This is a genomic window from Bradyrhizobium sp., from assembly GCF_049519115.1.
Lineage (GTDB): Bacteria > Pseudomonadota > Alphaproteobacteria > Rhizobiales > Xanthobacteraceae > Bradyrhizobium.
This window is the reverse complement of sequence record NZ_JBEKRB010000013.1, coordinates 20139-45378: the sequence shown is the minus strand read 5'-3', so window position 1 is coordinate 45378 and position 25240 is coordinate 20139. Positions and strand designations below refer to the sequence as shown.

The following is a 25240-nucleotide window of genomic DNA, read 5'->3' as shown; positions in this document are numbered from 1 at the left end:
AATCCAAGGGTTGTAGAGGCGCTGGTCGAGTACGAGGAAGCCGCCAACTAGCGCCGTCGGAAATGACGGAACCAGAAACAGAAGATTGCGGGCAGTAAACCTGTCTGTACTAAACCGAGGACCCCGCGTGTTGGTCACGCCGTGCCGATCGCGGGCTGCAGGCGTTGCCGCTTGTCCTTCACGGCACGGGATTCTTGCTGTTGAAGAAAGCGTCCGATTGCAAGCATCCGTTCCTCAGCCGAGTCATCGCGACGTATGATTGCGATCACTCCGTCCAAAAACTCTATGGCGGTGGCACTGTCGCCTCCTGCCCGGTAGATCTCAAGGAGATGAAATTCCGTCTTCTCGAGCGCAAGCATGGCGAGGTGGTGGTGCTTCTCGCAATGCGCCCGAACGTTGACGTTTGAAATTGGGTCTATTTCCGGTAAATGGTCAGGCCACTCGAAGGGCGTGCGAAGCTCGTCGAAGAAGCCATTGATTTCATCAAGCATCGAAATGTTCGCCGCCGAGCATGGAGTCAGGGACACACGACATGCAACCATGCCTTCACATGGTTAACGCTTGGTTATTCCGGTCTGAACGAAAACTGCAGCCGCTGCCGGTTACGCGTCCGTTGTGATCGGCGCCGGCAATTGATCGTAGGTTTCGCCATCTGGCGATAAGGGCGGTCCAACTCAACGCTTAGCAATTCGGCTATTTCTTGCGCACCAACAAGCGATCCGGACGCAACAACTCGGAGAGGCGTTCCAACTCGAAGGGCCGGCATCAATTACCTCGTGCGGTAGTCCCCCTTTGTGGTTCGCCCGTACTGTCGGTTGCGGCAAGTTAACGTTCGGCAAGTTCGGAAACATCTGGAAGAAAACGCGGGCCGAAACCGACAAGGGCTCCCCAGCCTAGAAGTCCCCACGAAACAACCGCGAAACCTTTTTAAATTGGCCAGAAACAAATCATGGCCATGGTCGCCGTTGTGAGCCATCTCACATCTGCTCGGCATCACGCCTGCTAGAACTGCCGAGTGCGATCGAAGGGGAGTTACCACGCTAGTACCGAAGCGACGCCTCCGGCGGTCAGCAGAATATCGCAGAAGTTTTTGGAAATTGGCTATTTTACCGCGATTACGGTCGCGACCGTTGGATGGGTATCCGCGTTCGGTCGGATTACGGTCAGGGTATTGGAGTGGCTGTTACGATAGAAACCCTAAGCATGTAACCTCCCGTCGAGACGGTTGAACTTGACAGACCGGGTCGATGAAGCCGCAATGACGAACATCGTTGCATCGAAGCTGCGATCAAGGGCGGTATTGTGACGAGCATCCATCTATCGAGCCGGCAATCCGCTCGAAATTCGATTGCATCCTTGTTCAGAACACTGCAGACACACGCAGCAACACTCGGCAGACATCGCCTCATTTTCGTGTTTTTTGACGGCGATCCGATATGACCAGAAGCGGTGGTCGCCTGGAACACGGACACGATTGGAAATGTTCATCACGGCGCCTCGCTGCACGATCCTGCTGGCGTCGTTGCTAAGCGCATGCTCCAGCGTTCACACGACAGAGCAAGCCTACGTACCACCGTCTCCGCCGAGGGAAAAGGCGATCGGCGCTGCCGTTGCGGAACTGGCCAAAGAAGCCAAGCTCGTCACTCCTCTGGAACTTTCTGCGCTTCGTCCAAGCGACCATGGGCCTGGCAGCTTTTTCGTTTGCGTCAGAGAAGTAAATCCGCCTCCGGATAAGACCCGCCGCACCTACTCGGCTTTCCTCGATAACGATGCCTATAAAGGCTCGCGATTATCCGTCATCATCGAGCAATGTGAATTGCAGACCTACAGTCCCGCGCCTGTCGCTGCGCCCGCGCCGCCACCCCAGACGCCAGCTGCCACGCCTGCCAAGCACAAGCGCCACTCCAAGCCGACTTAGCCGCAGTTGGCAAAACCTCTCGAGAGGCAGCCCACACTTGGCCGCTATTCCTGGATGCGGCTGGTTAACGATTCACTTCCTGCGTTTGAGAAATATGTCGGCATTGACTTTACGCACGCTTCACTACGCAGCAAGGGACATCGTCCGGCTTAATCCCTTGCACATTGGCGATAGCTCACGGTCTGGTAAGACGGAGACGGGATATGCCAGATCAAAGCCCTTGCACCTGCAGCGACGTGCACACTCGCGCCATTTGCGACGAGGTTGGTGACCGTCTTCGATTCCTGCTTGACCGGTCACAGACGCCACCGGCGCCGAGAATACTCGCGTTGCTATTGCAACTTCAGCTCAGCGAACTCAAGGCGCCAGCCGCAGAACCCGGCAGCGATCTGGCAATTGCCAGTTAACGTCCACGATGTGCGGTAGTTCGTCTGCTCCGGTGCTCGACCGGCAAAGGTTGGTCCTGCCGATTCGGTGAACCGGTCTACTGCCCAACCCACCCATGGATGCTCCTTCGCTTGATTTGCCGGTTTGACAATTTCCCCGCGATGGAGAAATCCTTGTCTATTGGACAGACGCCGAAGGCACGATTGTGATGAGAATACTGTTCGCTCTGGCTGTTATCACCGCCTTGGCATGCCCCGCTTACGGTCAACAAAAGCAGACGCCCCAGCCGGCGCCGGGTCCACCGCCCAAGACCCAAAAGCAAATTGAAGAGGATAAGGCCGCCGATCGCGCCTATCAGAAGTCGCTGCAAAATATCCCCGATCAGCCAGCGGCAGATCCCTGGGGTAATGCCCGCAGCACAGACGCTCCCAAGACGCCAGCCAAGACGAAGTCGTCAAAAGCGCCCGCAAATTAGACCGCCGGAGAAATCGTCCCCGTTGGTCAAATCTATCATTCACAATGTCGCAGAGCTTGCGCACGCCGGAACTCCGGCGGCGCGGCTTTCGGCGCAAGTCGCTCTGTTATGCCGCGAGGATCGCTATCCCCCAGCCGACGACGGCAAGTGCGATAATGATACAGGTGGCAGTCAAGGCGTTTTCCAAGGCAGATGAAGCCATCGCAATGCTCTCATTTGCCTACCCCGGCGAAATGTCTATGTGATTCACCGGGGTCGGGCAACGCCACGAATCTAGATGTAAACAACTTGCACGTAGACGCGCTCGCAAAAGAGCCGATTTATGGCGCGAAGTTCCACTATTCCGCGGAACAGTGGACCTATGGAATAGCAATCTTACGGCCGGTGAAACACCAGCGTACGCAGCTCGATGCTCTCGCGCGGCGGCGCATCCTCCGGCGTCGTGGGATCGGCGAAGGCGGTGTGCGGGGCAAACCGGGCGCGGCCGTCGGTCTCGGAGTCATAACATTTCAAAAGCAGGGCTTCGTCCGCCGTCATCTCCGGGAAATAGAACCAGCGATGGTCCGGATTGAATTTCACCGAATAGGTTTCGCCGTTGCGGTTTGGATAGATCAGGTCGGAGGCTATAAGATCGCCCGCAGCCACGCTGGCTGCATCGCAAACCGCCAGTGGCGTGTCGAGCAAGGGCCCGCGAATAGGACGCCACAGGTTGATCACCTGCACGCGGCCTTTCAGGAGCTCATCCGCTTCGGCAGGCAGATGTTCGCGCACGCGGTTGGCACCGGACGTATGGGTTTGATCGACATGGACCCGTGTCGCCGGCTGCCGGGGCCCGCCGCCGCGGATATCGGCCGCACCTTCCACCCGCCGGCGCACCGTATGATCGAAGATCACGACGCGATCGGCGCGCAGTGTCGCCTTGATGAAGGCTTCCGCCGCGGGATAATAGACCTGCCGTATCTCCTTATCGTCATAGAAATCCCGCACCGAGGTCGGATGCCGGACAAGCGCAAAACCTTCTCGATCGAGCGAAAAACTGTTCGAGACCGGGCGGCCGTCGAACACGGGCACCTGATGCGGCTCGGGCAACGCCGTTGATTTGGGCTCGCCGACCGGTGGATCGAGTGCGTAGGTCCGCGGCTTTCCGTCTGTTGGTGCGAGGTAATTCAGTTCTGCGAGGACGAAAGGCAGCGATTCGATTTTTCTCTCGATCAGGCTCATACGGATCTCCCGGGATTTGCATCTCGAGGTAAATCTGGTCCGAGCCTGACGATGGAACAAGCGCGCCTTCGAAATAGCAATGTATCCACTCTTAACGGGACGGCGAAGAGTAAATCTTTTTGCAAGACCGCTTGCCGATAGGCTTGTTCTGCAAGGATCACGACGTTGTTACGCGAAACGGTCTCGGGATTAGCAGTCCCGAGACCGTTGGCGTTTGAAGAACCATGACGACGTTAGCTGGGAGGGTTCAGCGACGGTGACTCTCCACCCACCCGTGACGGGTCTCGCCCGGTAAAACCGAAGTTCTGGAGGTTGCGATATTCGTTATTGTTCTGCGGGGGCAGAAAATCCGAATTCATCTGGTTGTAAGATCGATAGAAGGTTTGGGAATGACGCGCCGGGCCAGCGTACGGGGCTGCACCATATGTACCGGCATCCTGAGCCAGGACTGGCGTCGCAACGGTCGCCGAAAGAATAACCGCAGCGCCGATCATTTTCATCTTGTTCATTTGATTTCTCCTTGTCTGCGCCGGACCAATCCCGGGTCCGCGAGGACGTTCCGGAATCTCAACCCATCGTGATGCGAGGTTCCGTGGGGCGGACTGCCGCACTTTTATGCAACGCAGCTTCGTTACCTCAGGTTCGGAGCTGCCGCACTTGTATCGTTAATATTTTGAGAACGCGGCGTTGATAGCCTTGCGTGCCAGGAGAATCACCATGGCCGCCATCAGCAGTTCAACGACGCCGACCACGCTGCCGCAGGCATTGGCGAAGCTAGCCGCCGACGAAGCCGCCAAGGCTTCCGCTAAGGCACGACCGACCAGAGCGACGTAACCCAGCTCGAGAAATCCCAGACCTCGTCCCAGAGCACGTCCACTCAAAGCACGGGCGTCAACGTCGTCGCCTAAGGGGACGCGGCATCGAAATGCCGCACCCCACCCGGCCGGGTTTCAGCTAACCGCCAAATCCGTAAGCTACGCGCTCTGTACTTTGGATGCGGCCATCCGAGGCATCGGACTTGGAACGGCCGCATAGGGACCATCGCCGAGCAGCACCTGCAAGACCAGCATAAGCCCCCACGTGAGCGACATCTCCGCGCCGCCGATCGTGAAGTAGAATCCTTTTCGGACAGCCCAGTACTGAGCGGCGCCCAGGATCAACGGCAGCGCGTACAAGGCGACCCAGCGGGTCCAGATACCGGGGATCAACAATAGCGCGCCGGCGAATTCCGCTGAAATGCAATACCAGGGCGTGATCGACGGATACCCGTTGGCGGCAAAATTGGCCCACCATTTGTCCAGGCCGCCGTCGAGGATCACAAACTTCCAGTAGAGATGCGCAATGAAAAGCAGGCCAAGGCTTACACGAAGCAGCAGGGTCGCCCACGGCGCCAAGCGTTGATCGATCATCTTTCCCCTCCCAAGATTGTTTTTTCCAAGACTATTTTTTGAAAAACCCGGATCGGGCCGAAGCCACCCAGCCCGACCAACCATTGTTCCGCAGAAACCGATCCGGAAATCAACACGGAAATAAGCGGCGAGCAAAAATCTCGACGCGCTTGGCGGCTACCGGATTTTGGATCCTTTGCCACATGGTGAAACCAGCCTATGGTGCCACCATAAAAAGAAACGCTAGGAGGCTGATGTGACGAGGCATTGGGTGGTGGCGGCTGCTCTTCTGATAACAGCCGGAATGAACGGCGCTCAGGCCGAGGATTATCCCACCCGAACGATTACCATGATCATTCCATTCGCCGTGGGTGGGCCGGCCGATATTACCGGGCGAATTGTTGCCGACGTTTTGGCGCGGCATCTCGGCCGAAGCGTTATAGTGGAAAACATCAACGGCGCTGGCGGCACGATTGGCGCGCTTCGCGCCGCCCGCGCCACGCCGGACGGCTACACGATCCTGTTCGGCCACATGTCCACGAATGCGCTGGCGCCGGCCTTTTATCCTAATTTGGGCTACGATCCGATGAAGGACTTTGAACCGATCGGGCTCGCCGCCGAATATCCCGAACTGCTCGTGGTTCGCAAAGATTTCCCGGCCAACAACCTCGGTGAGTTTGTTACCTACGCCAAGACCCATGCAAACAAGCTCAATGTCGGGCACGCAGGCGTCGGTTCGATCTCTTACATCGGATGCCTCCTGATTGATGCGGCGATCGGCATCAAGCCTGCCCTGATCCCGTTCACGGGGACGGCGCCGGTCCTGAATGCCATGCTCGGCGGCGAAATCGACTACGAATGCGATCCCGTGCTGGGAACGCTGGCCCAGGTGCGCGAGGGCACGGTCAGAGCGCTCGCCATCGCCGCGAAACAGCGCAGCCCGATGTTACCGGATGTGCCGACCTCTTACGAACAGGGGCTGCCAGAGTTCGATTGCGCCGTCATGTACGCTTTATTCGCAGTCGCCGGAACGCCCAAGCCAGTCATTGCGAAGCTTGCGGCAGGCTTGGACAAAGGCCTCGACGAAGAACAGGTCAGGAAAAGATTAGCCGATCTTGGCGCCAATATCGCCGAGCCGGGCCGTCGCGGACCGAAGCCGTTGGCCGATCTGGTGCGAAGCGAATCCGCGCGGCTGCTTCCGATCCTGAATGCTGTGGCCCTGACCGACAAATAGCCGAGACGTTTAGTCCGTGCGCATCACCTGCGCCGGGTCGGCACGCGGATCGCGCGGCGCCCACCGGCCCGCCTCAACCTGCGCGATGAACTCCGCGACGTGGCGATTGAACAGTTCCGGCTCCTCGAGATTGAGGGTGTGGCCGGTTTTCGGAAACACCGCGAGGCCCGACCTTGAAATCGTGCGCTTGAGAAACAGGCCGGGCTGAAGACAGTGGTCGTCCTCGTCGCCGACCATCACCAGAACCGGCGGCTGCATGGCGCGAAACTCGGTTTCGAGATCGTAGAGCGAGGGCCGTTGCATCTGCACGCCACGCATGGTGTTGGCGGCGCCTCGCGCATCGTGCTGGGCCAGCCGATCGGCAAACAGGCGCCAGCCCCGCGGGTCTTTTTCCTGAAACTGCACGCGTGAAGCGCCTTCTGCATAGACCGGTGCGAATTCTTTCGCGCCGCGCTTCTCGAAATTCTCCGCAACCTGCGCCGAAACACCCTTGAAATAGTTTTCGTGGACTTTCTCCGCGCCATAGCCAGCCCCGGCCGCGACCACCGACAACACCCGCTTGGGATGACGAAGCGCGACATGAAGGCTGGCGAAGCCTCCCATGGAGAGGCCGACAACGTGCGCCTTGTCGATTTCAGCCGCATCGAGCACGTCGACGATATCGTCGGCCGCGCGCGCCTGCGAATAGGCCTCGACGGATTCCGGGATATCCGACGGCGGATATCCGCGCGCGGCGAAGGTGATGCAGCTATGCCGGCGCGCGAAGAAATTGAGCTGCGGCTCCCAGCTCCAATGGCTGCCGCCGAACTCATGGACGAAAATAATCGGCGTGCCTGAGCCCGCGCTTTCGTAAAACAGATTGATCCCGTCGCTGGTCCTGGCAAAACTCATCTCGGACTCCTCAAATCACGGAGCGGCGGGACGCAATGCCGCCATCGACGGTGAAGATTGTGCCCGAGGTGTAGCCGGAGCGATAGGACGCGAGAAACACGATGAGGTCGGTGACCTCGTGAACATGCGCAGGCCGCTTGAGCGGGTAGCGGTCCTGCAATTCCTTGTAACGGTCCTCGGTGCCGAACCATTCCTTTGAGCGCTTCTTCAGCATGTTGTAGATGCGGTCGGTATCGACGGGACCGGGATTGACCCCGACCACACGGATATTGTCATCCAGCGAATGGCCGCCCATCGCGCGCGTAAAGGCCATCAAGCTGGCATTGCCCGTCGTCCCGGCCACATAGTTCGGGTCGAACACTTCGCCGCCGTTGCCGATATTGTTGATGATCACCCCGCCGCCGCGGGCCTTTAGTTTTGGATAGATGGCGCGGGTGAAGTTGATATAGCCGAACACCTTCAGCTCCCAGCCCGCCCGCCATTTGGCCTCATCAACGTCCCAAAGGCTTCCACTCGGGATCACACCAGCATTGTTGACGAGAATGTCGATATCGCCGACGGCCTCGACCAGCGGATCGATCACGCCGGGAACCGTCAGGTCGAGGGCATGCACCACCACCCTCACCCCGTGCGACTTCTCGATTTCCGCCTTGATGGCTTTCAGACGGTCGGCAGACCGGGCGACGAGATGGAGATGGCAGCCTTCGGCAGCGAAGGCGCGCGCGACCCCTTCGCCGATTCCTTGCGACGCGCCGGTCACCAGAACCGTTTTGCCTTTTAGCCCCAAATCCATGGTCTTCGTCTCCGTTCTTCGTTCTTCCGAGACCGGGGCAAGAGAAATGCCGCCGGTTCTGCCAAATTGGCATACAATATCAGTCGCAGTCTGGCCAAATAATATGCAAGATTTGATTTTTGGCATAATCAAGCTTGCCTGAAGCTGATTTCAAGATGATGCTGCCGAAGATGCGCAAGCACTGCGCGGCGATCGCCAGAGCTTGTTAGGAGACACTTGTTGGGAGAGGGTTGATGATCTCACGTCGGGGTGTGTTGAAGGGCATGGGTGTCGCGGGCCTTGGCGCCGCCGGTCTTTCGTTGGCCGCGCCTGCCATTTCGCAAGGCGCCACGAAAGTCACGTTCACCACGTCGTGGATCCCGGAAGGCCCCAACCTCTTTGCCTATGTCGCGCGCGACAAGGGTTTCTGGAAAAAGGCCGGGCTCGACGTCAGCGTGGCGCGCGGATCGGGCTCGGGCGCCGCCGCACAAGCCGTCAGCGCCGGCACTTTCCATTTCGGCATGGCCGCAACGCCGACCGTCATCGTCCAGGCCACCAAGAAATTGCCGATCACCGGCATCGGCCAGATCAATTACGACGCGCTGATGGGTATCGGCCTGTTGGCGGATTCACCGATCAGGAAGCCAAAGGACCTCGAAGGCAAGAAACTCGGCGCCAGCGTAACCTCGGGCGAATACCCGTTCCTGCCGCTCTATGCGGAGAAAGCCGGTTTCGACCTGGCCAGGGTGCAGATGGTGCAGCTCGACGGCAAGGTTCGCGAGCGCTCGCTGATGGAAAAGCAGGTCGACGCCGCATCCGCCTTTGCCACCAGCACGATCCCCTCGCTGGCTCCGCTCGGCACCGACGTTCGCTTCATGCTCTTTCGTGACGCTGGGATCGAATTTTACGGTCAGTCACTTACTACGCAGCCGCAACGGCTGGAAAAGGATCCCAATCTCTGCGCCGCCCTCGTTGAAGGTGCCATGGAAGCCATTCGCTTCACCATGACTGACTTCGATGAGGCGATCGACATCTTTCTGAAAGCCAACAGCGAAGTTGCGATATCGTCGACCGGCAAGGAGTACGCGCGGATCGGCCTCGGCCTGACCAACCTGACTAACCTCGTGCCGGAGGTGAAGGAGAGCGGATTCGGTTACGCCGATCCGAAGAAGGTCGCGACGATGGCCGATCTCGTGGTCAAATATGCGGTCGGCGATGGTGCCACGCGTCCCGACGTCGAAACTTTGTTCACGAACAGATTCGTCGGCAAGGTCAAGCTGAGCGCCAGTGAACTTGCTTCCGCAGAAAAGAACGCCGCGGCTTTTCGCAAATACGTCAGCTGAAATTGTCTGACCCAATCGGATCGGAATCGATGCTCGCCGCCAAAACTTCGCCTGAGGTTACGGCAGCGGCCAAGCCGCTGGTATCCATAACCAATGTGCAAAAGACCTACTTCACGCGGCAGGCGCCGGTGCAGGCTGTGGCGTCGACGTCCGTCGACGTGGCGCGCGGAGAGTTTGTCTCTCTCCTGGGCCCCAGCGGTTGCGGCAAGAGCACGCTATTGATGATGATCGCAGGGTTGGAGCAGCCGACCGGCGGATCGATATCGCTTGCCGGTTCGGAGGTCAGGGAGCCGCGCCGCGACATCGGCATCATTTTCCAGGACGCGACGTTGTTGCCGTGGAAGAGCGCGCTCGACAATGTACTGTTTCCGGTTCGCATTCTCAGGCTGCCGATCGAACCCTATCGCCGGCGCGCCAGAGAGTTGTTGGCGATGGTCGGGTTGTCCGACTTTGAAAACAAGAAACCTTCGCAACTGTCAGGAGGCATGCGGCAACGCGTGGCGATCTGCCGGGCACTGATCCACGATCCGGACATCCTGTTGATGGACGAACCCTTCAGCGCGCTCGATGCGATCACCCGCGACCAGATGAACGTCGCGTTGTCGGAAATCCTCGAGACCCACAAGAAGACCGTCATCTTCGTCACCCATTCGATTCGCGAAGCTGCGTTCCTGTCCGACCGGGTCGTCGTGATGGGCGGCCGGCCCTCGACGATCATGCTCGACATGAAGATGCCATTTGAGCGGCCGCGACGTTTCGAGATCGAAGAGACGCCGGAATTCGTCGCCGTCTGCCGAAAACTCCGGTTGACGATCGAGCAAGCCCATACCGGCGTGCCGTCGCAAATTCCTGCCGCGAAACAGCGCGGCGTGGTCGAGTGAGCAGGAACATGGCCAGCTTTGCATCAACGGGTATGGGTACGGAAACGGGCGCGATCATCGCGGGTCCGGCAGTTCCCAGGGATGCAGGCCTCACCAGGCTGAGAAGTGTAGGCTTGCCGCTCGGACTGGCGGCGATCGTGCTGGCGGGTTGGCAACTCGCCGTCACGCTCGGACATATTCCGCCGGTCATTCTGCCGTCGCCGCTCTCGATCGGAAAGTACATCTACGAGCGCTACGATATTCTGCTGATGCATGCGGTTCCGACCACGCTGGAATCGGCCGCGGGATTTGCGATCGCAACCCTGCTTGGAATTGGACTCGCCATCCTCATCACCTATTCGGATATCGCCCGCGAGGCGCTTTATCCGAATCTGGTGTTCTTCCAGCTGATCCCGAAGATCGCGCTCGCGCCGCTCTTCATAATTTGGCTCGGAATCGGCTCTCAGTCCCGCATCGCCTTTGCGGTTTTCATCGCGTTCTTTCCGGTCGTGATCTCCACGGCCGCTGGCTTTGCCAGCGTCGACAAGAGCATGATCCGGCTGTGCCGCGCGCTGACCGCCAATGAGTGGCAGATATTTTCCAGCGTCCGGTTTCCGGCAGCGCTGCCTTATATCTTCAGCGGCATGAAGATCGCGATTACACTTGCGATCATTGGCGTTATTATCGGCGAATTCATCACCGCCCAGGCCGGCCTCGGCTATCTGATCATTTTTGCCACTGCGCGCGCGGATACCGAGATATCGATGGCCGCCATCGTGGTTCTCTGCATTTGCGGCCTGTTGCTTTATGGCCTGGTGGCCCTCGGTGAAGCCATCGCCAACCGGTTTTACTCGGCGGAAAACCCATGAAAGTCATGCCGGACACATCGCCGCCGGTGGAAACAGCTATTTTGCCAGGCCAGCCGGAATCGCTTTCGGCCAGCGTCGTTCATCGCCTCGAACTCGAAATCCTCAAAGGCCAGCGCAAGCCGGGCGACCGTCTCGACGAGCGGCAGCTCGCCGATCATTTCAGTGTTTCCCGCACGCCTGTCCGCGAAGCGCTGCAACGGCTGGCGGCGAGCGGATTGGTGGTCTCGCGCGGACGCCAGGGCTTGCAGGTCGCTCAGCTGTCGCTGGCCGATCTTCTCGACGCGTTCAGCGTTGCGGCGGAGATGGAGGCGCTGGCGTCGGCCCAGGCCGCGCGCCGCATTCGGCCCGATCAGCAAAACCGCCTCGAGACAGCGCATCAGGCCTGCTCAGTGGCCGCTACTGTTCGCGACGTCGACGGCTTCTATGAAGCGAATCTCGAGTTTCACGAAACGATCGCGGCCGCCAGCCACAACCGGATCCTGCGCGAGGAGTTGCGACGGCTCACCGTGAAGATTTCGCCTTACCGCAGAACGATCACGTTCCAGCCGGGCCGAATGGAATCGTCCATTCCCGAGCACGAGCAGATCATGCAGGCGATCTTCCGGGGCGATGCGGCACAGGCAAGTCTGGTGATGCGCTCGCATGTGACGCTGTTGGGCGATGGCCTGTCCGACCTGCTGCACTTCCTGCGGCTCTATGGCGACCAGAAACTGCTGACCGAGCTCGCTTGAACGCCAAGACTTAAGTGCCAAGACTTAACTGCCAAGACTTGAGCGCCAAGATCAATCAGATCTGCCGCGGGGTCATGACGCGCCCGTTTTTGGCGAGCAGTTCGCGCAAGTCCCGGATCGGAGGAAAGACTTCCTGATTCCAGTCGGACCCCTGGGCGTCATAGGCGGCCTGCTCCATCTCCACGATTTCGCGGTCTTCCTCGAACACGCGATTGGTGAACCAGGTCAACACGGGCCACGCCAGGTCCAGCACGCCGGGGATTTTCGGCCGGCGGACCGAAAGGTGAATGAAGGACCTGTTTTTTCGTTGCTCGGCATCGACCGGCGTGTAGCCAAGCCAGACGCTCAAGACAGGCTCCTCGCCTGCCGTCCAGAAACGCAGCGTCTGGTGCGGATATTCCGTGCGGATGGTCATGCGGTCGCGCGGCTTGGAGGTATCGAGCCGGAAGCTTCCCATGATCAGGGATTCGCCGAGCGGCGGCTTGGAATCCGGCCGCGCAAACGTATAGTCGAGCTCCATCCAGCCCTCGCCCGCTCGCTTGCCGAGATAGCGCGGCGTGACCTTTCCGGTGGTTCGGCGATGAAGAAACTGATGGTTCATATCCATCAGGTTTTCATGCATGAACGTGTAGTGGCAGTTGACGACCCGGCCGAAGCTTCGCGTCTTGTAAGCCTTGTCGCCGGCGGCGCCGAGGCTAGCGGGCGGCGGCGCGGCCGGCAGACTGCCCGGCCAGATGAAGACGATGCCGTCGCATTCGCAAGCCGGATATGTACGCACGCCGTTGGGCTGCTTGCCCTTGCCGAGATAGGGAACATCGCACTTTCCCGACGCGTCATAACTCCAGCCGTGATAGCAGCAATGCACCCTGCAATCCTTCACGTTGCCCTTGGACAAAGGCACTTGGCGATGGGCGCAGCGATCTTCCAGCGCGTATAGTTCGCCCTGTTCAGGCCGAACAAGAGCGATCGGCTCGCCGGCAAAGGAGGATGCAACGACCTGCCCTCGTTTGACCTCATGCGACCACGCGACCGGATACCAGTGATCCGGATGCGCGCCGACCTGACGCAAATCGGCCGGCACTTTTGCAACGCTTGCTTCTGCAGATACCAATCCCGGATTCAAGACCTCAACTCCCCTGCCGCGTCCCCAAGTGGATCGCCAGAATGTCCTCCGGAGTCTCGCTCACGTCAATCGTCTGAGCGTTGCTGCCGACGAACTCCAGGACCGTCTTTTCGCCGTCACGTCTCAACCCGCCGACGAGCGAGATGTTCACGTAATAGGCTTCCCCCGTGCCAAAGCGGGTGCATTTGATCCAGAATCGCATCGGCATGCTCCGCAGAAGACCATGTGCCGGGAAAACGACGATCCTATGTCAGGACGAGGCTCGCAATTCACGCGCGGCGGCAACCATATTGACCAGCGCAGGCCGCACCTCCTCCCACTTTCGTGTTTTCAGACCGCAATCGGGATTGATCCAGATCTGGGAATCCGAAAGCCGTTTCCGGGCCAGCACAATCAAATTTTTCATCTCCGCTATCTCCGGCACGCGCGGCGAGTGAATATCATAAACGCCGGGGCCGATATTGTTGAGATATTTGTAACCCTTGAAAGCCTCCAGCAATTCCATTTTTGACCGGGATGTCTCGATAGAAATAACGTCGGCGTCCATCGCCGCAATCGCGGCGATGATGTCGTTGAATTCAGAATAGCACATATGCGTATGGATCTGCGTTTCGTCGGCCACCCCCGACGCGGAAACGCGGAAACTATCCACCGCCCAGTCGAGATAGGTCGTCCATTCGGATTTTCGCAGCGGGAGGCCCTCCCGAAGCGCGGCTTCGTCGATCTGGATCATGGTCGCGCCGGCCTTTTCAAGGTCGATCACCTCGTCCCGGATCGCGAGTGCGATCTGACGACACGCTTGGCTCCGTGGAATGTCGTCACGAACAAATGACCAGTTCAGGATGGTTACTGGCCCCGTCAGCATCGCCTTCATCGGCTTTGTGGTCAGCGACTGCGAATAGCGCCACCAGCCGACCGTCATCGGTTCAGGCCGGGAGACATCGCCAAACAAGATTGGTGGCCGGACGTAACGAGAACCGTAGGATTGCACCCAGCCATGTTTGGTGAAAACGAAGCCGGAGAGCTGCTCGCCAAAATACTGCACCATGTCGTTGCGTTCGAATTCGCCGTGGACAAGCACGTCAAGGCCGATCTCTTCCTGCCAGCGGACCGCGCGCGCCGTTTCTTCCTTCAGAAATATTTCATACTGCGCCTCGCTCATCGCCCCCCGCATATGGGCGGCGCGGGCGTTGCGGACAGCTGCCGTCTGCGGGAATGATCCGATCGTTGTCGTGGGATATTTTGGAAGCGCAAAGCGGGCACGTTGAATCTCGGCGCGCTGCGCGAAAGAGTGGTTGCGGCGGCGCATGGCTTCGTTGACGGCGGCCATCTGCCGGGCAACAATCGTATTGTGAATCTTGGGCGACGCCTTGCGGCTGGCAGCAGCTTGTTCGGAGGCCGCAAGTGCTTCCGAAGCGCCCGCGCGACCGGCAGCCAGCACCTGGCCGAGTGTTGCCAGTCTTTCATCTTCTGGATCGAGAACGCGAGCCAGCTTTTTACTTCAGGATCGAGGTCGGTCTCAAGCTCAAGGTCGATCGGGACGTGATGCATGGAGCACGAAGCCGCAATCTGCACGCGATTCTTGCCGAGCTTCGCGACAGCCGGCTCAAACCGGTCGATCAGAGCTGAGAGGTTGGAGCGCCAGACATTGCGGCCGTCGACGATGCCGAGAGACACAATCAGGTCTTTTCGTGCACCAGCCACGATCCGGTTCAATTGGTCATGCGCGCGGACGAGGTCGACGTGAAGTCCGGCAACCGGGAGCGCTAGCGCCGTTTCCAGATTATCGCCGACGGCTCCGAAATAGCTGGCGACCATAATCTTGAGCCGCGGCACTTCCAGGGCGATGCGCGCATAGGCCTGGCGCAACGCGCTGCGGGACGCCTCGTCGAGATCAAGCACCAAACACGGCTCGTCGACCTGCACCCAATCGGCACCGCGTACGGCCAATTCCCGGAGAACCAACAATCGGTCAAGCAAAGACAGCGGATCAAAATCCGGATCGGCGCTCTTGCCGAGCTTGAGAAAAGTAATTGGACCAAGCAAGACCGGGCGCGTCCGATACCCCAAGCCCTTTGCCTCTTCGTATTCCTCGATCGGCTTGCGAGAGGAGAGCTTGAACGTCTGGTCTTTGTGAAATTCGGGCACCATGTAGTGGTAGTTGGTGTCAAACCACTTGGTCATCTCCTGCGCCGCCGCACCGTGCCCGTGATGGGCATCACCGCAATCCGCACCGTGGGTCTCGCCCTGCGCGCCGCGCGCCATCGCGAAGTAGGTCTTGAGCGCGACGGGGCCGTCTTTCCAGCCGTAAGCCTCGGGAATAGCGCCCACCATGACGCTCGTGTCGAGCACATGATCGGAAAGCGAGAAGTCGTTTGACGGAATCACTGTCACGCCAAGCGATTTCTGTCGCGCCCAATTGGCGGCGCGCAGTCCGGCCGCCGCTTCGAGCAGCTGAGCTTCGCTGGATCTTCCGGCCCAGTAGCTTTCAAGCGCAAGCTTCAATTCACGGCGCGGACCGATGCGAGGCGCGCCGAGCGTTGCGACGGGAAGTTTGAGAACAAACATAGCTTCAACCCCTTGATTGGGGGCAAAGGCCATGGCGGATGCGTGCAGGAGAAGTCGCGCGAGCGACAGCTGCTTGGCGCACCACCGGGACACCCCGCACGTGGACGATTATGTTGTCGGGGCAGGTCTCCTGGCTCACGGGTCATAGCTGCTGTCCGGCCTTCCCGAAGCTTTTTGGGCTTCAGTGACGTGTGTTGGACAGCGGCTCGCCGCTTACAGTTGCGGGGGCAGCGCCGGCATCACACCGGCTTCCCTCTTAGCTCCGGATCAAGCAGGACCCGAAGAACCTCGATAGCTGCTGATATCTGTAAGGCGACTGCTTCGTCAACCTCTTGAATTATCTCTGCGGCATCCCCTCCGGAATAATCGTCTGCACAATTGACGCGTCCAGCGCCTCGTAGGCGTGCAAGCCGATCGTTGCGTAAAGCTCCGTACGGGTCTGCATTTGGTCGACGACCTTGTGCGTTCCGCCATCACGTGCGATCGCGGCATAAAGTTGTTGCTGCGCTTTATTCGCGACGCGCAAAGACGATACCGGCCAGATCACCATCGAATAGTCCATTGCCTCGAACTCGGAAGCCGTGAAGAAGGGCGTCTTGCCGAATTCCGTCATGTTCGCGAGCAACGGCACACCCGGCAGACGCTTAGCAAACGCGCGAAACATCTCCTCGGTGTTGAGAGCTTCCGGAAAGATCGCGTCGGCGCCAGCTTGCATATAAAGCTTTGCGCGGGCGACGGCGCCGTCCAGCCCCTCACTTGCGGCGGCATCGGTTCGCGCAGATCACGAGGTCGCGGCGAGCCTTCGCGGCGGCAGCAACCTTTGCCGCCATATCGTGAGCATCGGCGAGTTTCTTGTCGTTGAGGTGACCGCATTTTTTTGGCAGCAGCTGATCCTCAAGTTGCACGGCACCAGCGCCGGCCTCCTCGAAGACACGGACCATGTGCATGACGTTGAGCGCCTCGCCGTAACCGGTGTCGCCATCAACCAGCAACGGCCGAGGCGCGCGCGATCTGCCGGATGAAGAATGCGACTTCGTCGACGGTGATGATGCCAAGATCCGGCAGGCCCATCGACGCGGTCATCGCCGCGCCCGAGAGATAAAGCCCCTCGAAACCGGCCGCCTTGGCCTGAAGCGCGGCCATGCCGTCATGCGCGCCGGGGAGCTTGAGAATACCCGGCCGCCTTAAAAGACCGCGGAAACGCCGTCCGGCGGATTCGGATGGCAGATCGGACGCAACGAGATAAGGCATCTGCGTTCCCTAGGCTGCGCGTACCGACGAAGGCGGCGCGCCCCGTTTGTTGAGCGGTACGAATTCGAGATTCTCCGGACCGATGTAGTTGGCCGCGGGCCGGATAATCTTGTTGTCGATGCGCTGCTCGATGATATGAGCCGCCCAGCCGGAGGTGCGGGAAATCACAAACAGCGGCGTGAACATCGCCGTGGGGACGGCCATCATGTGATAGGACACCGCGCTGAACCAATCGAGATTGGCGAACATCTTTTTGGTTTCGGCCATGACGGCCTCGATTCGATCCGCAATCTCGAACATTTTCATCGATCCGGCTTCGCGGGACAGCCGCCGTGCCACTTCCTTGATCACCTTGTTGCGGGGGTCGTCGATTGTATAGACCGGATGTCCGAACCCGATCACGACCTCCTTTGCCGCGACCCGATGGCGGATATCGGCATCGGCTTCATCGGCGCCGCCATAGCGCTTCTGGATTTCGAAGGCGACCTCGTTGGCGCCGCCATGTTTCGGGCCACGCAGCGCACCGATCGCGCCCGTAATCGCCGAATACATATCAGCGCCGGTGCCGGCGATGGCGCGCGCAGTGAATGTCGAGGCGTTGAATTCATGCTCAGCGTAGAGATTCAGCGAGGTGTGCATGGCACGCACATGCGACTCGGATGGTTTGCGCCCGTGCAGCAGATGCAAGAAATGGCCGCCGATCGTCTCGTCGTCGGTCTCAACGTCGATCCGGCGGCCGTTCTGCGCGAAGTGATGCCAATACAGCAGCATCGAGCCGAGAGAAGCCATCAGACGGTCGGCGATATCCCGCGCGCCGGGATGATTGTGATCGTGCGCCTCGGGCAGCACGCAGCCGAGTGTTGAAACGCCGCAGCGCATGACGTCCATGGGATGAGCGGCTGCGGGCAGCGCTTCGAGCGACGTGCGCACCGCTGTGGGCAATCCACGCAGGCCCTTCAGCTTGCCTTTGTAGGCGGCTAGTTCCGCCGGCGTCGGCAGGCTGCCGTGAACCAGCAGGTAGGCGATCTCCTCGAACTCGCAGGTCTCGGCGACGTCGAGGATGTCGTAGCCGCGATAATGCAGGTCGTTGCCGGTGCGGCCGACCGTGCAGAGGGCCGTGTTACCAGCAACGATGCCGGACAACGCGACCGATTTTTTCGGCGCCGGGTGGGCTTGAGCGTTCTCGACCAATCGATCCTCCTTCAATACTTTTGTATTTCTACTTCGACCACCAGTCGAAAATGCCACGCGCATTATTGTCGCCTGTCCTTTCCGGATCGGCCATGAAGCTAAGCGCCACGAGATCTTGATCCGACAAGTCCGGTAGCCGCTCCACCAGCGCGAGGAAGCGCTTTTGCTCGTCGGGATGTATGACGCCTTCCGCAAGCTGCCGAAATTTGGCGACGTATTGCGGTCGCGCGAATGGACGTGCGCCAAGCGGGTGAGCATCGGCCACGGCCATCTCGTCGCTGATCTTCCTGCCGTCCTTGAGGGTGACGACCACCCTGGCCCCGAACGCTTTTTCCTTGGGATCGCGGCTGTGATAACGCTCGGTCCAGCGGCTATCTTCGACGGTGAATATCTTGTGCCAGAGGGCGACTGTCTCCGGCCGTGCGGCACGCTCGGGCGCATAGGATTTCTGATGGTGCCAGCCGCCATCCTCCAGCCCGACCGCGAAAATATACATGATCGAGTGGTCGAGCGTTTCGCGGCTGGCCTTCGGGTCCATCTTCTGCGGATCGTTGGCGCCGGTGCCGATCACGTAGTGCGTGTGATGACTGGTATGGATGACGATGCTCTCGATCTGGGAGAGATCGTCGATCTTCGGTCCCATCCGGCGCGCAAGATCGATCAGCGCCTGGCTTTGATATTCGGCCGAATGCTCCTTGGTGTAGGTATCGAGAATAGCCTTCTTCGGCTCGCCCTTCTCAGGCAACGGGACGACGTATTCCGCCTTCGGACCTGACAACAGATACGCAATGAAGCCGTCTTCACCTTCCCAGGCGGGAGACGGCGCGCCCTCCCCGCGCATCACGCGATCGACGGCCTCAATCGCCATCTTCCCCGCGAAGGCCGGCGCATATGCTTTCCAGCTCGATATCTCGCCCTTGCGCGACTGCCGCGTTGTAGTCGTGACATGCAGCGCCTGCTGCACCGCCTGATAGATCGTCTCCGTCGGCAGGTTGAGAAGTGTGCCGATGCCTGCTGCCGCCGAGGGCCCGAGATGGGCGATATGGTCGATCTTGTGCTCGTGCAGGCAGATGCCCTTCACGAGGTCAACCTGAACTTCATAACCCGTCGCAAGACCACGAATGAGTGCGGCACCGTCGAGGCCGCAGTGCTGAGCGACCGCCAGGATCGGCGGAATATTGTCGCCGGGATGGGAATAGTCCGCCGCCAGAAACGTGTCGTGGAAATCGAGCTCGCGCACCGCAACGCCATTGGCCCAAGCCGCCCATTCCGGCGAGATGCGCTGCGACTGCGGCAGGCCGAATACCGTGGACCCCCGCTTGAAGGGATGCGCCATCGCCTGCGCCCGCGCGCTGGCTACGGGACGCCGTGCGACTGAAGCCGCCGCCACGGCCGCATTGTCGACGATGCGGTTGCCGATCATCTCGATCACGGCCGGCTCGACAGCGACCGGATCGGACGCCACCTCTGCGATCTTCCAGGCAAGCTGATCCACGCGCGGCAGGTTCTCGGAGGATTTATGCGTTCGGACGGTGTGCGATTTCACTATTTGATTCCCTTTAGCCTTCATCCAGAGGAAGCGATGCGACGGGCGTCGGCCTGCCGTGCTCGTCGACCGCCACCATTTCAAAAGAGCCGCGCATCGCGGTCCGACGCAGTCCCGTCACCAGGGTCTCTGTGATCACCTCGACCGCGACGGTCATGGACGAGCGGCCGACCCGCTCCACCCGTGCGGTCAGTTCGACAAGCTCGCCGAGGCGGACGGGCTCGTGAAATTGCACCTTGTCCCAGTTGGCCATCACGACGGCCCGGCGCGCGCGACGCGTGGCCGCCACGAACGCCGCCTTCGCCATCAGGCTCAGCGCGGCTCCGCCGAACAGCGTGCCGTAGTGGTTGGCCTGATCGGGAAAAACCAGCTCGACAAAGCGAGTCGGTTCGACAGCGTTAACAACCGATTGGAGGGTGGCCTGCATCGAAGGTGTCCACTCGCCCTTGCAACTTCGCTGGAAGTTCGCAATATCTGCAACAGCGGCGCGCTAGAATAGTACTGAAATCATAGATATTGGCGAAGCCTGGACGGCAAACTTGCAAAGTTTGCGAAGTCAAAACGGAGGGTCCGGTGAAGAAACCTCTCATGGGCGTTCGCCTGAAGCGTTTGCGGGAAGAGCGCCGGCTCACGCAACAGGCGCTGGCCTCCGCTATTGGAATCTCGCCGAGCTATCTCAACCAGCTCGAGAATAACCAGCGTCCGCTGACGCTTCCCGTCGTGCTCAAGCTCAACGCCGCGTTCGGCGTGGACATCCAGCTCTTTTCGGAGGACGAAGAAGCGCGTCTGGTCGCCGATCTCAGAGAGACGCTATCCGATCCCCAGCTCGGCGAGACGATATCCACTGCAGAGTTGCGCGAACTCGCTATCAACATGCCGGCGGTCGGTCGTGCGCTGGTCGGGCTCAATCGCCGATATCGTCAGGCCATCGAACAGAGCGCGGCGCTTGCCGCTCGCCTCGGAGAAGATCGCCAGGCCGAAACCGCGATCCTAACCTCTACGTCCTATGAGGAGGTCCGCGACTTCTTCTATCTCAGGCACAACTATATCGCGGAGCTGGATGAGGCGGCCGAACGACTGGCCGAAGAGTTGACGCCATCAAAGACCATCACTTCAGCCGTCCTTGCTGAATTTTTGCGAACCAAATTCGGCGTCAGGGTCGTTGCCGACAACGCCTCGTCAAGCGCGCATCGCCGGTTCGATCCCGAGAGCATAACGCTCCATCTCTCCCGCAAGCTGGAGCCTGGCCAGCAGGCATTCCAACTGGCGACGCAAGTTGCGATGCTCGGGTTCGAGAAGGATCTGACGGTGCTGGTCGACAGTGCTCGCTTTGCGAACACGGAAACCCGCAGCCTTGCCCGCATAGGCCTCGCAAACTACTTCGCCGGCGCGCTCCTGATGCCCTACCGGAAGTTTCTCAGCGCAGCCAAGGAGCTTCACTATGACATTGACTTGCTGGGTCAGGAGTTCGGTGTCGGATTCGAAACGATCTGTCATCGCCTGAGCACGTTGCAGCGGCAGGCCGCGCGCGGCGTCCCCTTCTTTTTCATTCGCGTCGATCGTGCTGGAAATATTTCAAAACGCCAGTCCGCAACGGACTTCCATTTTTCCCGGATCGGCGGCACCTGTCCGTTACGGAACGTTTACGAAGCATTTTCGAGTCCTGGACGTATCCTGACCCAGTTGGCCCGAATGCCGGACGAGCGGACTTATCTCTGGATTGCGCGGACGGTCTCGCACAAGAGCGGAGGTTATGAATCGCTGAGCAAGACGTTCGCCGTGGCGCTCGGCTGCGACATCGCGCACGCGGATCAACTCGTCTATTCACGCGGGCTGAACGCTCGCAATCCAGCCTCCGCCACTCCCATCGGCATCGGCTGCAAGGTGTGCGAGCGCATGGATTGTCCGCAGCGCGCCTTTCCGCCGGTTGGCCGTCCGCTCATGGTCGACGAGAAGCAATCCTTCTTTGCCCCCTATGCCGCCTCGGCGCGGTGAGCACGACTAAAGGCCCCACCCTTGTGGACGATCGCTCGCGGCCTGCCTTGTGCTTTCCGGGGAAACAATCCAATCGGCCCTTTCTTGTATTCTCCTGACGCGATTCGTCTGTTAGTGGCGAAGCCGGCTCAAATCGCTGGCCATGCCATCGCGGCGTCCGAACCCCCGCATTCCACAGCCAAACAGAGCCGGCCTGTTAAACAATCATTGACAGTTAGCCGCGAATATCACCATATGTGGGTGTCACGGTTCCAATGCTTCGCAAGATGTAGTGGCTAAGAGGGAAGTCGGTGAATCGCGTCGGTGACGCGAAAATCCGGCACTGCCCCCGCAACTGTAAGCAGTGAGTTGCTCCCGATCCACGCGTCACTGTGCGGCTTCCGCATTGGGAAGACGTCGGAGCAACAGCGACCTGCAAGTCAGGAGACCTGCCGCGACGCACAAAAAACGTCCACGGACGGGGTGTCCGGCGGTCGCTTGCATGCGCTGTCCGGTGAATGGCTGCCGGACATTTCTGCAGCGTCCCCTCGCGCCCCGTCCAACCTGCAACATGCGCATCACGGGGCCATCCAATGTCTTTGAACCTACAACAGGCGGAGCCTGCTTCCGCTCCCATCATTCGATTGCGTCCGGAATCTCTCGCCGGCGTTCCGAGCGAACCCGCCATGCAGATTATCCGCCGCAACGGCAAGGTTTCCCCGTTCGATTCCGGGAAGATCGCGGTCGCCATGACGAAGGCGTTTCTCGCCGTGGAAGGAAACACCGCGGGTGCATCGCGACGCGTGCATGAGATCGTCGAGCAGTTGGCCTCCGAGGTGGTGGCAGCGCTGTCTCGTCGCGCCGGCGAGGGCCGCACGTTCCATATCGAGGATGTCCAGGACCAGGTCGAACTCGCGCTGATGCGCAGCGAGAACCACAAAGTCGCCCGCGCCTACGTGCTTTATCGCGAGGACCGCGCCCGCAAACGTGCGGAAGAAACCGCGGCGCAAACGACGACGGCAACCCATCCGACGCTTCATGTCGCTTTGGCCGATGGATCGCGGATCAGGCTGGACAACAAGCGGCTCGAACTGATCGTCAACGAAGCCTGTGCCGGCCTGGATGGCGTGTCCCCTACGACCGTGCTGACCGAGACGAGCCGCAACCTTTACGACGGCATCAGCCAGGATGAGTTGGCGCTGGCCTTGATCATGGCGGCACGAACGCTGGTGGAACAGGAGCCGAACTACGCCTATGTCAGCGCGCGGCTTTTGCTCGACAAGCTTCGCGGCGAGGTTCTGTCCTACGTGCGTAGCACCCCGACAAACGCCTCGCAGGCCGACATGGCGAAAAGATACGCCGAATATTTTCCGGAATATGTCAAAACGGGAATCGCCGCTGAGTTGCTCGATCCCGAACTCGCCCGCTTCGATCTGGGCAAGATCGCCGCTGCGCTAAAGCCGGAACGCGATCTGAAATTCCAGTTCCTTGGTCTGCAAACGCTTTACGATCGTTATTTCCTGCATGTCCGCGGCAAGCGGATCGAACTGCCGCAAGCCTTCTTCATGCGCGTTGCGATGGGCCTGGCCATGCGCGAGATCGACCGCGAGGCCAAGGCGATCGAATTCTACGATCTCTTGTCGTCATTCGACTTCATGGCTTCGACGCCCACATTGTTCAATGCCGGCACGCTGCGCCCGCAGCTTTCGTCGTGTTTCCTCACGACGGTCTCGGACGATCTCGACGGCATTTTCAAATCGGTCAAGGACAACGCCCTGCTCGCCAAATATTCCGGCGGCCTCGGCAATGACTGGACGCCGGTGCGCGGGCTCGGCGCGCACATCAAGGGCACCAACGGCGAAAGCCAGGGCATCATTCCCTTCCTGAAAGTCGCCAACGACACCGCGATTGCGGTGAATCAGGGCGGCAAACGCAAGGGCGCGGTCTGCGCCTATCTCGAGACCTGGCATGTCGACATCGAGGAATTCCTCGACCTTCGCAAGAACACCGGCGACGATCGCCGGCGTACCCACGACATGAACACGGCCAATTGGGTGCCTGATCTGTTCATGCAGCGGGTCGCGCAGGATGGCGACTGGACCCTGTTCTCACCGGACGAGACGGCCGACTTGCACGATCGCTACGGCGCGGATTTCAGGGCCGCCTATGAGGCCTATGAAGCCAAAGCCAAAGCCGGCGGACTGCGTGTCTTCAAGACGGTGCGCGCGGCCGATCTCTGGCGCCGCATGCTGACCATGCTGTTCGAGACCGGTCATCCCTGGATCACCTTCAAGGATCCCTGCAATCTGCGATCGCCGCAGCGCCATGTCGGCGTGGTTCATTCGTCAAACCTTTGCACCGAGATCACCCTCAATACGTCCGGCGATGAAGTCGCCGTCTGCAATCTGGGCTCGGTCAACCTGCTCAACCATGTCGGAGCGGAAGGCGTCGATCACGCCAAGCTGAAGCGCACGGTCAAGACCGCGGTGCGGATGCTCGACAATGTCATCGACATCAACTTCTACACGATCCCGGAGGCCCGACGCTCCAACCTGCGACATCGCCCGGTCGGGTTGGGCCTGATGGGTTTTCAGGAAGCGCTGCAACTCCAGCGCATTCCGATTGCCTCCGATGCTGCGGTCAGCTTCGCCGACCGCAGCATGGAAGCGATTTCGTTCCATGCGATCGAGGCGTCCTGCGATCTGGCCGCGGAGCGCGGACAATATCCGAGCTTCGAGGGGTCGCTGTGGTCAACGGGAATTCTACCGATCGACTCGGTTGAGCTTCTTGCCGATGCCCGCGGCGGGCTGGACCTCGATCGCTCATCGACGCTCGATTGGGGTAGCTTGCGTGGAAAGGTCCAATCGACCGGCATGCGGAATTCGAATGTGATGGCGATCGCGCCGACGGCTACGATCTCCAATATCTGCGGCGTGTCGCAATCGATCGAGCCGAATTATCAGAACCTGTTCGTCAAATCGAACATGTCGGGCGATTTCACGGTGGTGAACGAATTTCTGGTCCGCGACCTCAAGGCCCGCGGGCTCTGGGACGAGGTCATGGTATCCGACCTGAAATATTTCGACGGCAGCGTCGGACAGATCGACCGCATCCCGGACGATCTCAAGGCGCTCTATGCCACCGCGTTCGAGATCGACAGCGCCTGGCTGATCGAGGCAGCGGCACGCCGGCAGAAATGGATCGACCAGTCGCAGTCGCTCAACCTCTATATCGCCAATCCGTCCGGCAAGAAGCTCGATGCGCTCTATCGTCTCGCCTGGAATCGCGGCCTCAAGACCACCTACTATCTGCGGTCGCGATCAGCCACCCATGTCGAAAAATCGACGCTGAAAGGCACCGACGGCAAACTCAATGCGGTCACGATGACTACGGCGATATCGCATGCGCCGATCGTCGTGCCGGCAGCGCCAGATCTCGAGGGCGTCCAAGCCTGCCGGATCGACGATCCCGATTGCGAAGCCTGCCAGTAAGGAAAAC

General features: G+C 59.9%; 20 protein-coding genes, 2 pseudogenes and 2 riboswitches. Of the genes and pseudogenes, 8 read left to right on the top strand and 14 right to left on the bottom strand.

The genetic code is table 11. From position 1 onward, the window contains the following. Positions 1 to 134: 134 nt before the first annotated feature. Positions 135 to 491 carry a hypothetical protein gene (locus tag ABSE61_RS12745; protein ID WP_423871469.1) on the bottom strand — a complete coding sequence of 119 codons (357 nt, stop codon included), beginning with the start codon at positions 489 to 491 and terminating at the stop codon, positions 135 to 137. Positions 492 to 1480: 989 nt separating this feature from the next. Between ABSE61_RS12745 and ABSE61_RS12740 the strand changes: the two genes are divergently transcribed. After that, positions 1481 to 1918: a hypothetical protein gene (locus tag ABSE61_RS12740; RefSeq protein ID WP_423871468.1), complete on the top strand. Its 438-nt coding sequence runs from the start codon at positions 1481 to 1483 to the stop codon at positions 1916 to 1918. Positions 1919 to 3155: 1237 nt separating this feature from the next. Here ABSE61_RS12740 and ABSE61_RS12735 read toward each other — a convergent pair. From ABSE61_RS12735 to ABSE61_RS12720, 4 genes are all read right to left on the bottom strand, one after another. Continuing rightward, complete coding sequence (locus tag ABSE61_RS12735; RefSeq protein WP_423871467.1) at positions 3156 to 4001, bottom strand: CmcJ/NvfI family oxidoreductase; 846 nt, start codon at positions 3999 to 4001, stop codon at positions 3156 to 3158. A gap of 233 nt (positions 4002 to 4234) precedes the next feature. Next, on the bottom strand, positions 4235 to 4510 hold the full coding sequence (locus ABSE61_RS12730; RefSeq protein WP_423871466.1) for a hypothetical protein: 276 nt from the start codon (positions 4508 to 4510) through the stop codon (positions 4235 to 4237). A 156-nt stretch (positions 4511 to 4666) separates the two neighbouring features. Continuing rightward, positions 4667 to 4882, bottom strand: coding sequence for a hypothetical protein (locus ABSE61_RS12725; protein WP_423871465.1), 216 nt, complete (start codon positions 4880 to 4882; stop codon positions 4667 to 4669). 93 nt (positions 4883 to 4975) lie between these two features. Continuing rightward, on the bottom strand, positions 4976 to 5410 hold the full coding sequence (locus ABSE61_RS12720; RefSeq protein ID WP_423871464.1) for a DoxX family protein: 435 nt from the start codon (positions 5408 to 5410) through the stop codon (positions 4976 to 4978). A gap of 235 nt (positions 5411 to 5645) precedes the next feature. Between ABSE61_RS12720 and ABSE61_RS12715 the strand changes: the two genes are divergently transcribed. After that, positions 5646 to 6623 (top strand): Bug family tripartite tricarboxylate transporter substrate binding protein, encoded by a 978-nt coding sequence (locus ABSE61_RS12715; RefSeq protein WP_423871463.1) that lies wholly within the window; start codon positions 5646 to 5648, stop codon positions 6621 to 6623. A gap of 9 nt (positions 6624 to 6632) precedes the next feature. Here ABSE61_RS12715 and ABSE61_RS12710 read toward each other — a convergent pair whose 3' ends face one another. Then, positions 6633 to 7514 carry an alpha/beta fold hydrolase gene (locus ABSE61_RS12710; protein WP_423871462.1) on the bottom strand — a complete coding sequence of 294 codons (882 nt, stop codon included), beginning with the start codon at positions 7512 to 7514 and terminating at the stop codon, positions 6633 to 6635. Positions 7515 to 7524: 10 nt separating this feature from the next. Continuing rightward, positions 7525 to 8307 carry an SDR family oxidoreductase gene (locus tag ABSE61_RS12705; protein WP_423871461.1) on the bottom strand — a complete coding sequence of 261 codons (783 nt, stop codon included), beginning with the start codon at positions 8305 to 8307 and terminating at the stop codon, positions 7525 to 7527. A 233-nt stretch (positions 8308 to 8540) separates the two neighbouring features. Between ABSE61_RS12705 and ABSE61_RS12700 the strand changes: the two genes are divergently transcribed. Genes ABSE61_RS12700 through ABSE61_RS12685 form a run of 4 tightly spaced genes read left to right on the top strand, consistent with a single transcriptional unit; the run spans position 8541 to position 12089 of the window. After that, a complete protein-coding gene (locus ABSE61_RS12700) occupies positions 8541 to 9629 on the top strand; it encodes an ABC transporter substrate-binding protein (RefSeq protein WP_423871460.1) in 1089 nt (362 codons plus the stop codon). A gap of 29 nt (positions 9630 to 9658) precedes the next feature. Next, positions 9659 to 10510, top strand: a complete 852-nt coding sequence (locus ABSE61_RS12695) for an ABC transporter ATP-binding protein (RefSeq protein WP_423871459.1) — start codon at positions 9659 to 9661, stop codon at positions 10508 to 10510. 8 nt (positions 10511 to 10518) lie between these two features. Continuing rightward, positions 10519 to 11358, top strand: a complete 840-nt coding sequence (locus tag ABSE61_RS12690; RefSeq protein WP_423871458.1) for an ABC transporter permease — start codon at positions 10519 to 10521, stop codon at positions 11356 to 11358. Next, positions 11355 to 12089: a GntR family transcriptional regulator gene (locus ABSE61_RS12685; protein ID WP_423871457.1), complete on the top strand. Its 735-nt coding sequence runs from the start codon at positions 11355 to 11357 to the stop codon at positions 12087 to 12089. The genes ABSE61_RS12690 and ABSE61_RS12685 overlap by 4 nt, the downstream gene beginning before the upstream one ends. A 55-nt stretch (positions 12090 to 12144) precedes the next feature. Here the strand turns inward: ABSE61_RS12685 and ABSE61_RS12680 are convergent, their stop codons facing one another. The 7 genes and pseudogenes from ABSE61_RS12680 to ABSE61_RS12650 all read right to left on the bottom strand — a co-directional run bounded on the left by ABSE61_RS12680 (position 12145) and on the right by ABSE61_RS12650 (position 20195). Continuing rightward, the gene (locus tag ABSE61_RS12680; protein ID WP_423871456.1) at positions 12145 to 13212 is read right to left on the bottom strand and encodes a Rieske 2Fe-2S domain-containing protein; all 1068 of its coding nucleotides are present in this window, start codon (positions 13210 to 13212) and stop codon (positions 12145 to 12147) included. 4 nt (positions 13213 to 13216) lie between these two features. Beyond that, positions 13217 to 13414, bottom strand: a complete 198-nt coding sequence (locus tag ABSE61_RS12675; protein WP_423871455.1) for a hypothetical protein — start codon at positions 13412 to 13414, stop codon at positions 13217 to 13219. 48 nt (positions 13415 to 13462) lie between these two features. Then, positions 13463 to 15780: pseudogene (gene metE / locus ABSE61_RS12670) on the bottom strand (5-methyltetrahydropteroyltriglutamate--homocysteine S-methyltransferase). Between the two features lie 103 nt (positions 15781 to 15883). After that, a riboswitch (cobalamin riboswitch) is annotated at positions 15884 to 16086 on the bottom strand. Between the two features lie 31 nt (positions 16087 to 16117). Next, positions 16118 to 17031 (bottom strand): annotated as a pseudogene (gene prpB, locus ABSE61_RS12665) (methylisocitrate lyase). Between the two features lie 9 nt (positions 17032 to 17040). Continuing rightward, on the bottom strand, positions 17041 to 18222 hold the full coding sequence (prpC, locus tag ABSE61_RS12660) for a bifunctional 2-methylcitrate synthase/citrate synthase (protein ID WP_423871454.1): 1182 nt from the start codon (positions 18220 to 18222) through the stop codon (positions 17041 to 17043). A gap of 28 nt (positions 18223 to 18250) precedes the next feature. Beyond that, on the bottom strand, positions 18251 to 19768 hold the full coding sequence (locus ABSE61_RS12655; protein WP_423871453.1) for an MmgE/PrpD family protein: 1518 nt from the start codon (positions 19766 to 19768) through the stop codon (positions 18251 to 18253). Between the two features lie 13 nt (positions 19769 to 19781). After that, positions 19782 to 20195 carry an acyl-CoA thioesterase gene (locus ABSE61_RS12650; RefSeq protein ID WP_423871452.1) on the bottom strand — a complete coding sequence of 138 codons (414 nt, stop codon included), beginning with the start codon at positions 20193 to 20195 and terminating at the stop codon, positions 19782 to 19784. A gap of 146 nt (positions 20196 to 20341) precedes the next feature. Between ABSE61_RS12650 and ABSE61_RS12645 the strand changes: the two genes are divergently transcribed. After that, entirely contained in the window at positions 20342 to 21763 is a 1422-nt protein-coding gene (locus tag ABSE61_RS12645; RefSeq protein ID WP_423871451.1) for a short-chain fatty acyl-CoA regulator family protein, read from the top strand. 229 nt (positions 21764 to 21992) lie between these two features. Next, positions 21993 to 22213: riboswitch (cobalamin riboswitch) on the top strand. Between the two features lie 122 nt (positions 22214 to 22335). Then, the gene (locus ABSE61_RS12640) at positions 22336 to 25233 is read left to right on the top strand and encodes a ribonucleoside-diphosphate reductase subunit alpha (protein WP_423871450.1); all 2898 of its coding nucleotides are present in this window, start codon (positions 22336 to 22338) and stop codon (positions 25231 to 25233) included. Positions 25234 to 25240 lie beyond the last annotated feature (7 nt).

What these genes read in the sequence shown, in the direction of transcription:
- ABSE61_RS12745 (WP_423871469.1), bottom strand. Translation starts at nt 491, where the DNA reads ATGCTTGATGAAATCAATGGCTTCTTCGACGAGCTTCGCACGCCCTTC.
- ABSE61_RS12740 (WP_423871468.1), top strand. Translation starts at nt 1,481, where the DNA reads ATGTTCATCACGGCGCCTCGCTGCACGATCCTGCTGGCGTCGTTGCTA.
- ABSE61_RS12735 (WP_423871467.1), bottom strand. Translation starts at nt 4,001, where the DNA reads ATGAGCCTGATCGAGAGAAAAATCGAATCGCTGCCTTTCGTCCTCGCA.
- ABSE61_RS12730 (WP_423871466.1), bottom strand. Translation starts at nt 4,510, where the DNA reads ATGAACAAGATGAAAATGATCGGCGCTGCGGTTATTCTTTCGGCGACC.
- ABSE61_RS12720 (WP_423871464.1), bottom strand. Translation starts at nt 5,410, where the DNA reads ATGATCGATCAACGCTTGGCGCCGTGGGCGACCCTGCTGCTTCGTGTA.
- ABSE61_RS12710 (WP_423871462.1), bottom strand. Translation starts at nt 7,514, where the DNA reads ATGAGTTTTGCCAGGACCAGCGACGGGATCAATCTGTTTTACGAAAGC.
- ABSE61_RS12705 (WP_423871461.1), bottom strand. Translation starts at nt 8,307, where the DNA reads ATGGATTTGGGGCTAAAAGGCAAAACGGTTCTGGTGACCGGCGCGTCG.
- ABSE61_RS12700 (WP_423871460.1), top strand. Translation starts at nt 8,541, where the DNA reads ATGATCTCACGTCGGGGTGTGTTGAAGGGCATGGGTGTCGCGGGCCTT.
- ABSE61_RS12695 (WP_423871459.1), top strand. Translation starts at nt 9,659, where the DNA reads ATGCTCGCCGCCAAAACTTCGCCTGAGGTTACGGCAGCGGCCAAGCCG.
- ABSE61_RS12690 (WP_423871458.1), top strand. Translation starts at nt 10,519, where the DNA reads ATGGCCAGCTTTGCATCAACGGGTATGGGTACGGAAACGGGCGCGATC.
- ABSE61_RS12685 (WP_423871457.1), top strand. Translation starts at nt 11,355, where the DNA reads ATGAAAGTCATGCCGGACACATCGCCGCCGGTGGAAACAGCTATTTTG.
- ABSE61_RS12675 (WP_423871455.1), bottom strand. Translation starts at nt 13,414, where the DNA reads ATGCGATTCTGGATCAAATGCACCCGCTTTGGCACGGGGGAAGCCTAT.
- ABSE61_RS12650 (WP_423871452.1), bottom strand. Translation starts at nt 20,195, where the DNA reads ATGCAGGCCACCCTCCAATCGGTTGTTAACGCTGTCGAACCGACTCGC.
- ABSE61_RS12640 (WP_423871450.1), top strand. Translation starts at nt 22,336, where the DNA reads ATGTCTTTGAACCTACAACAGGCGGAGCCTGCTTCCGCTCCCATCATT.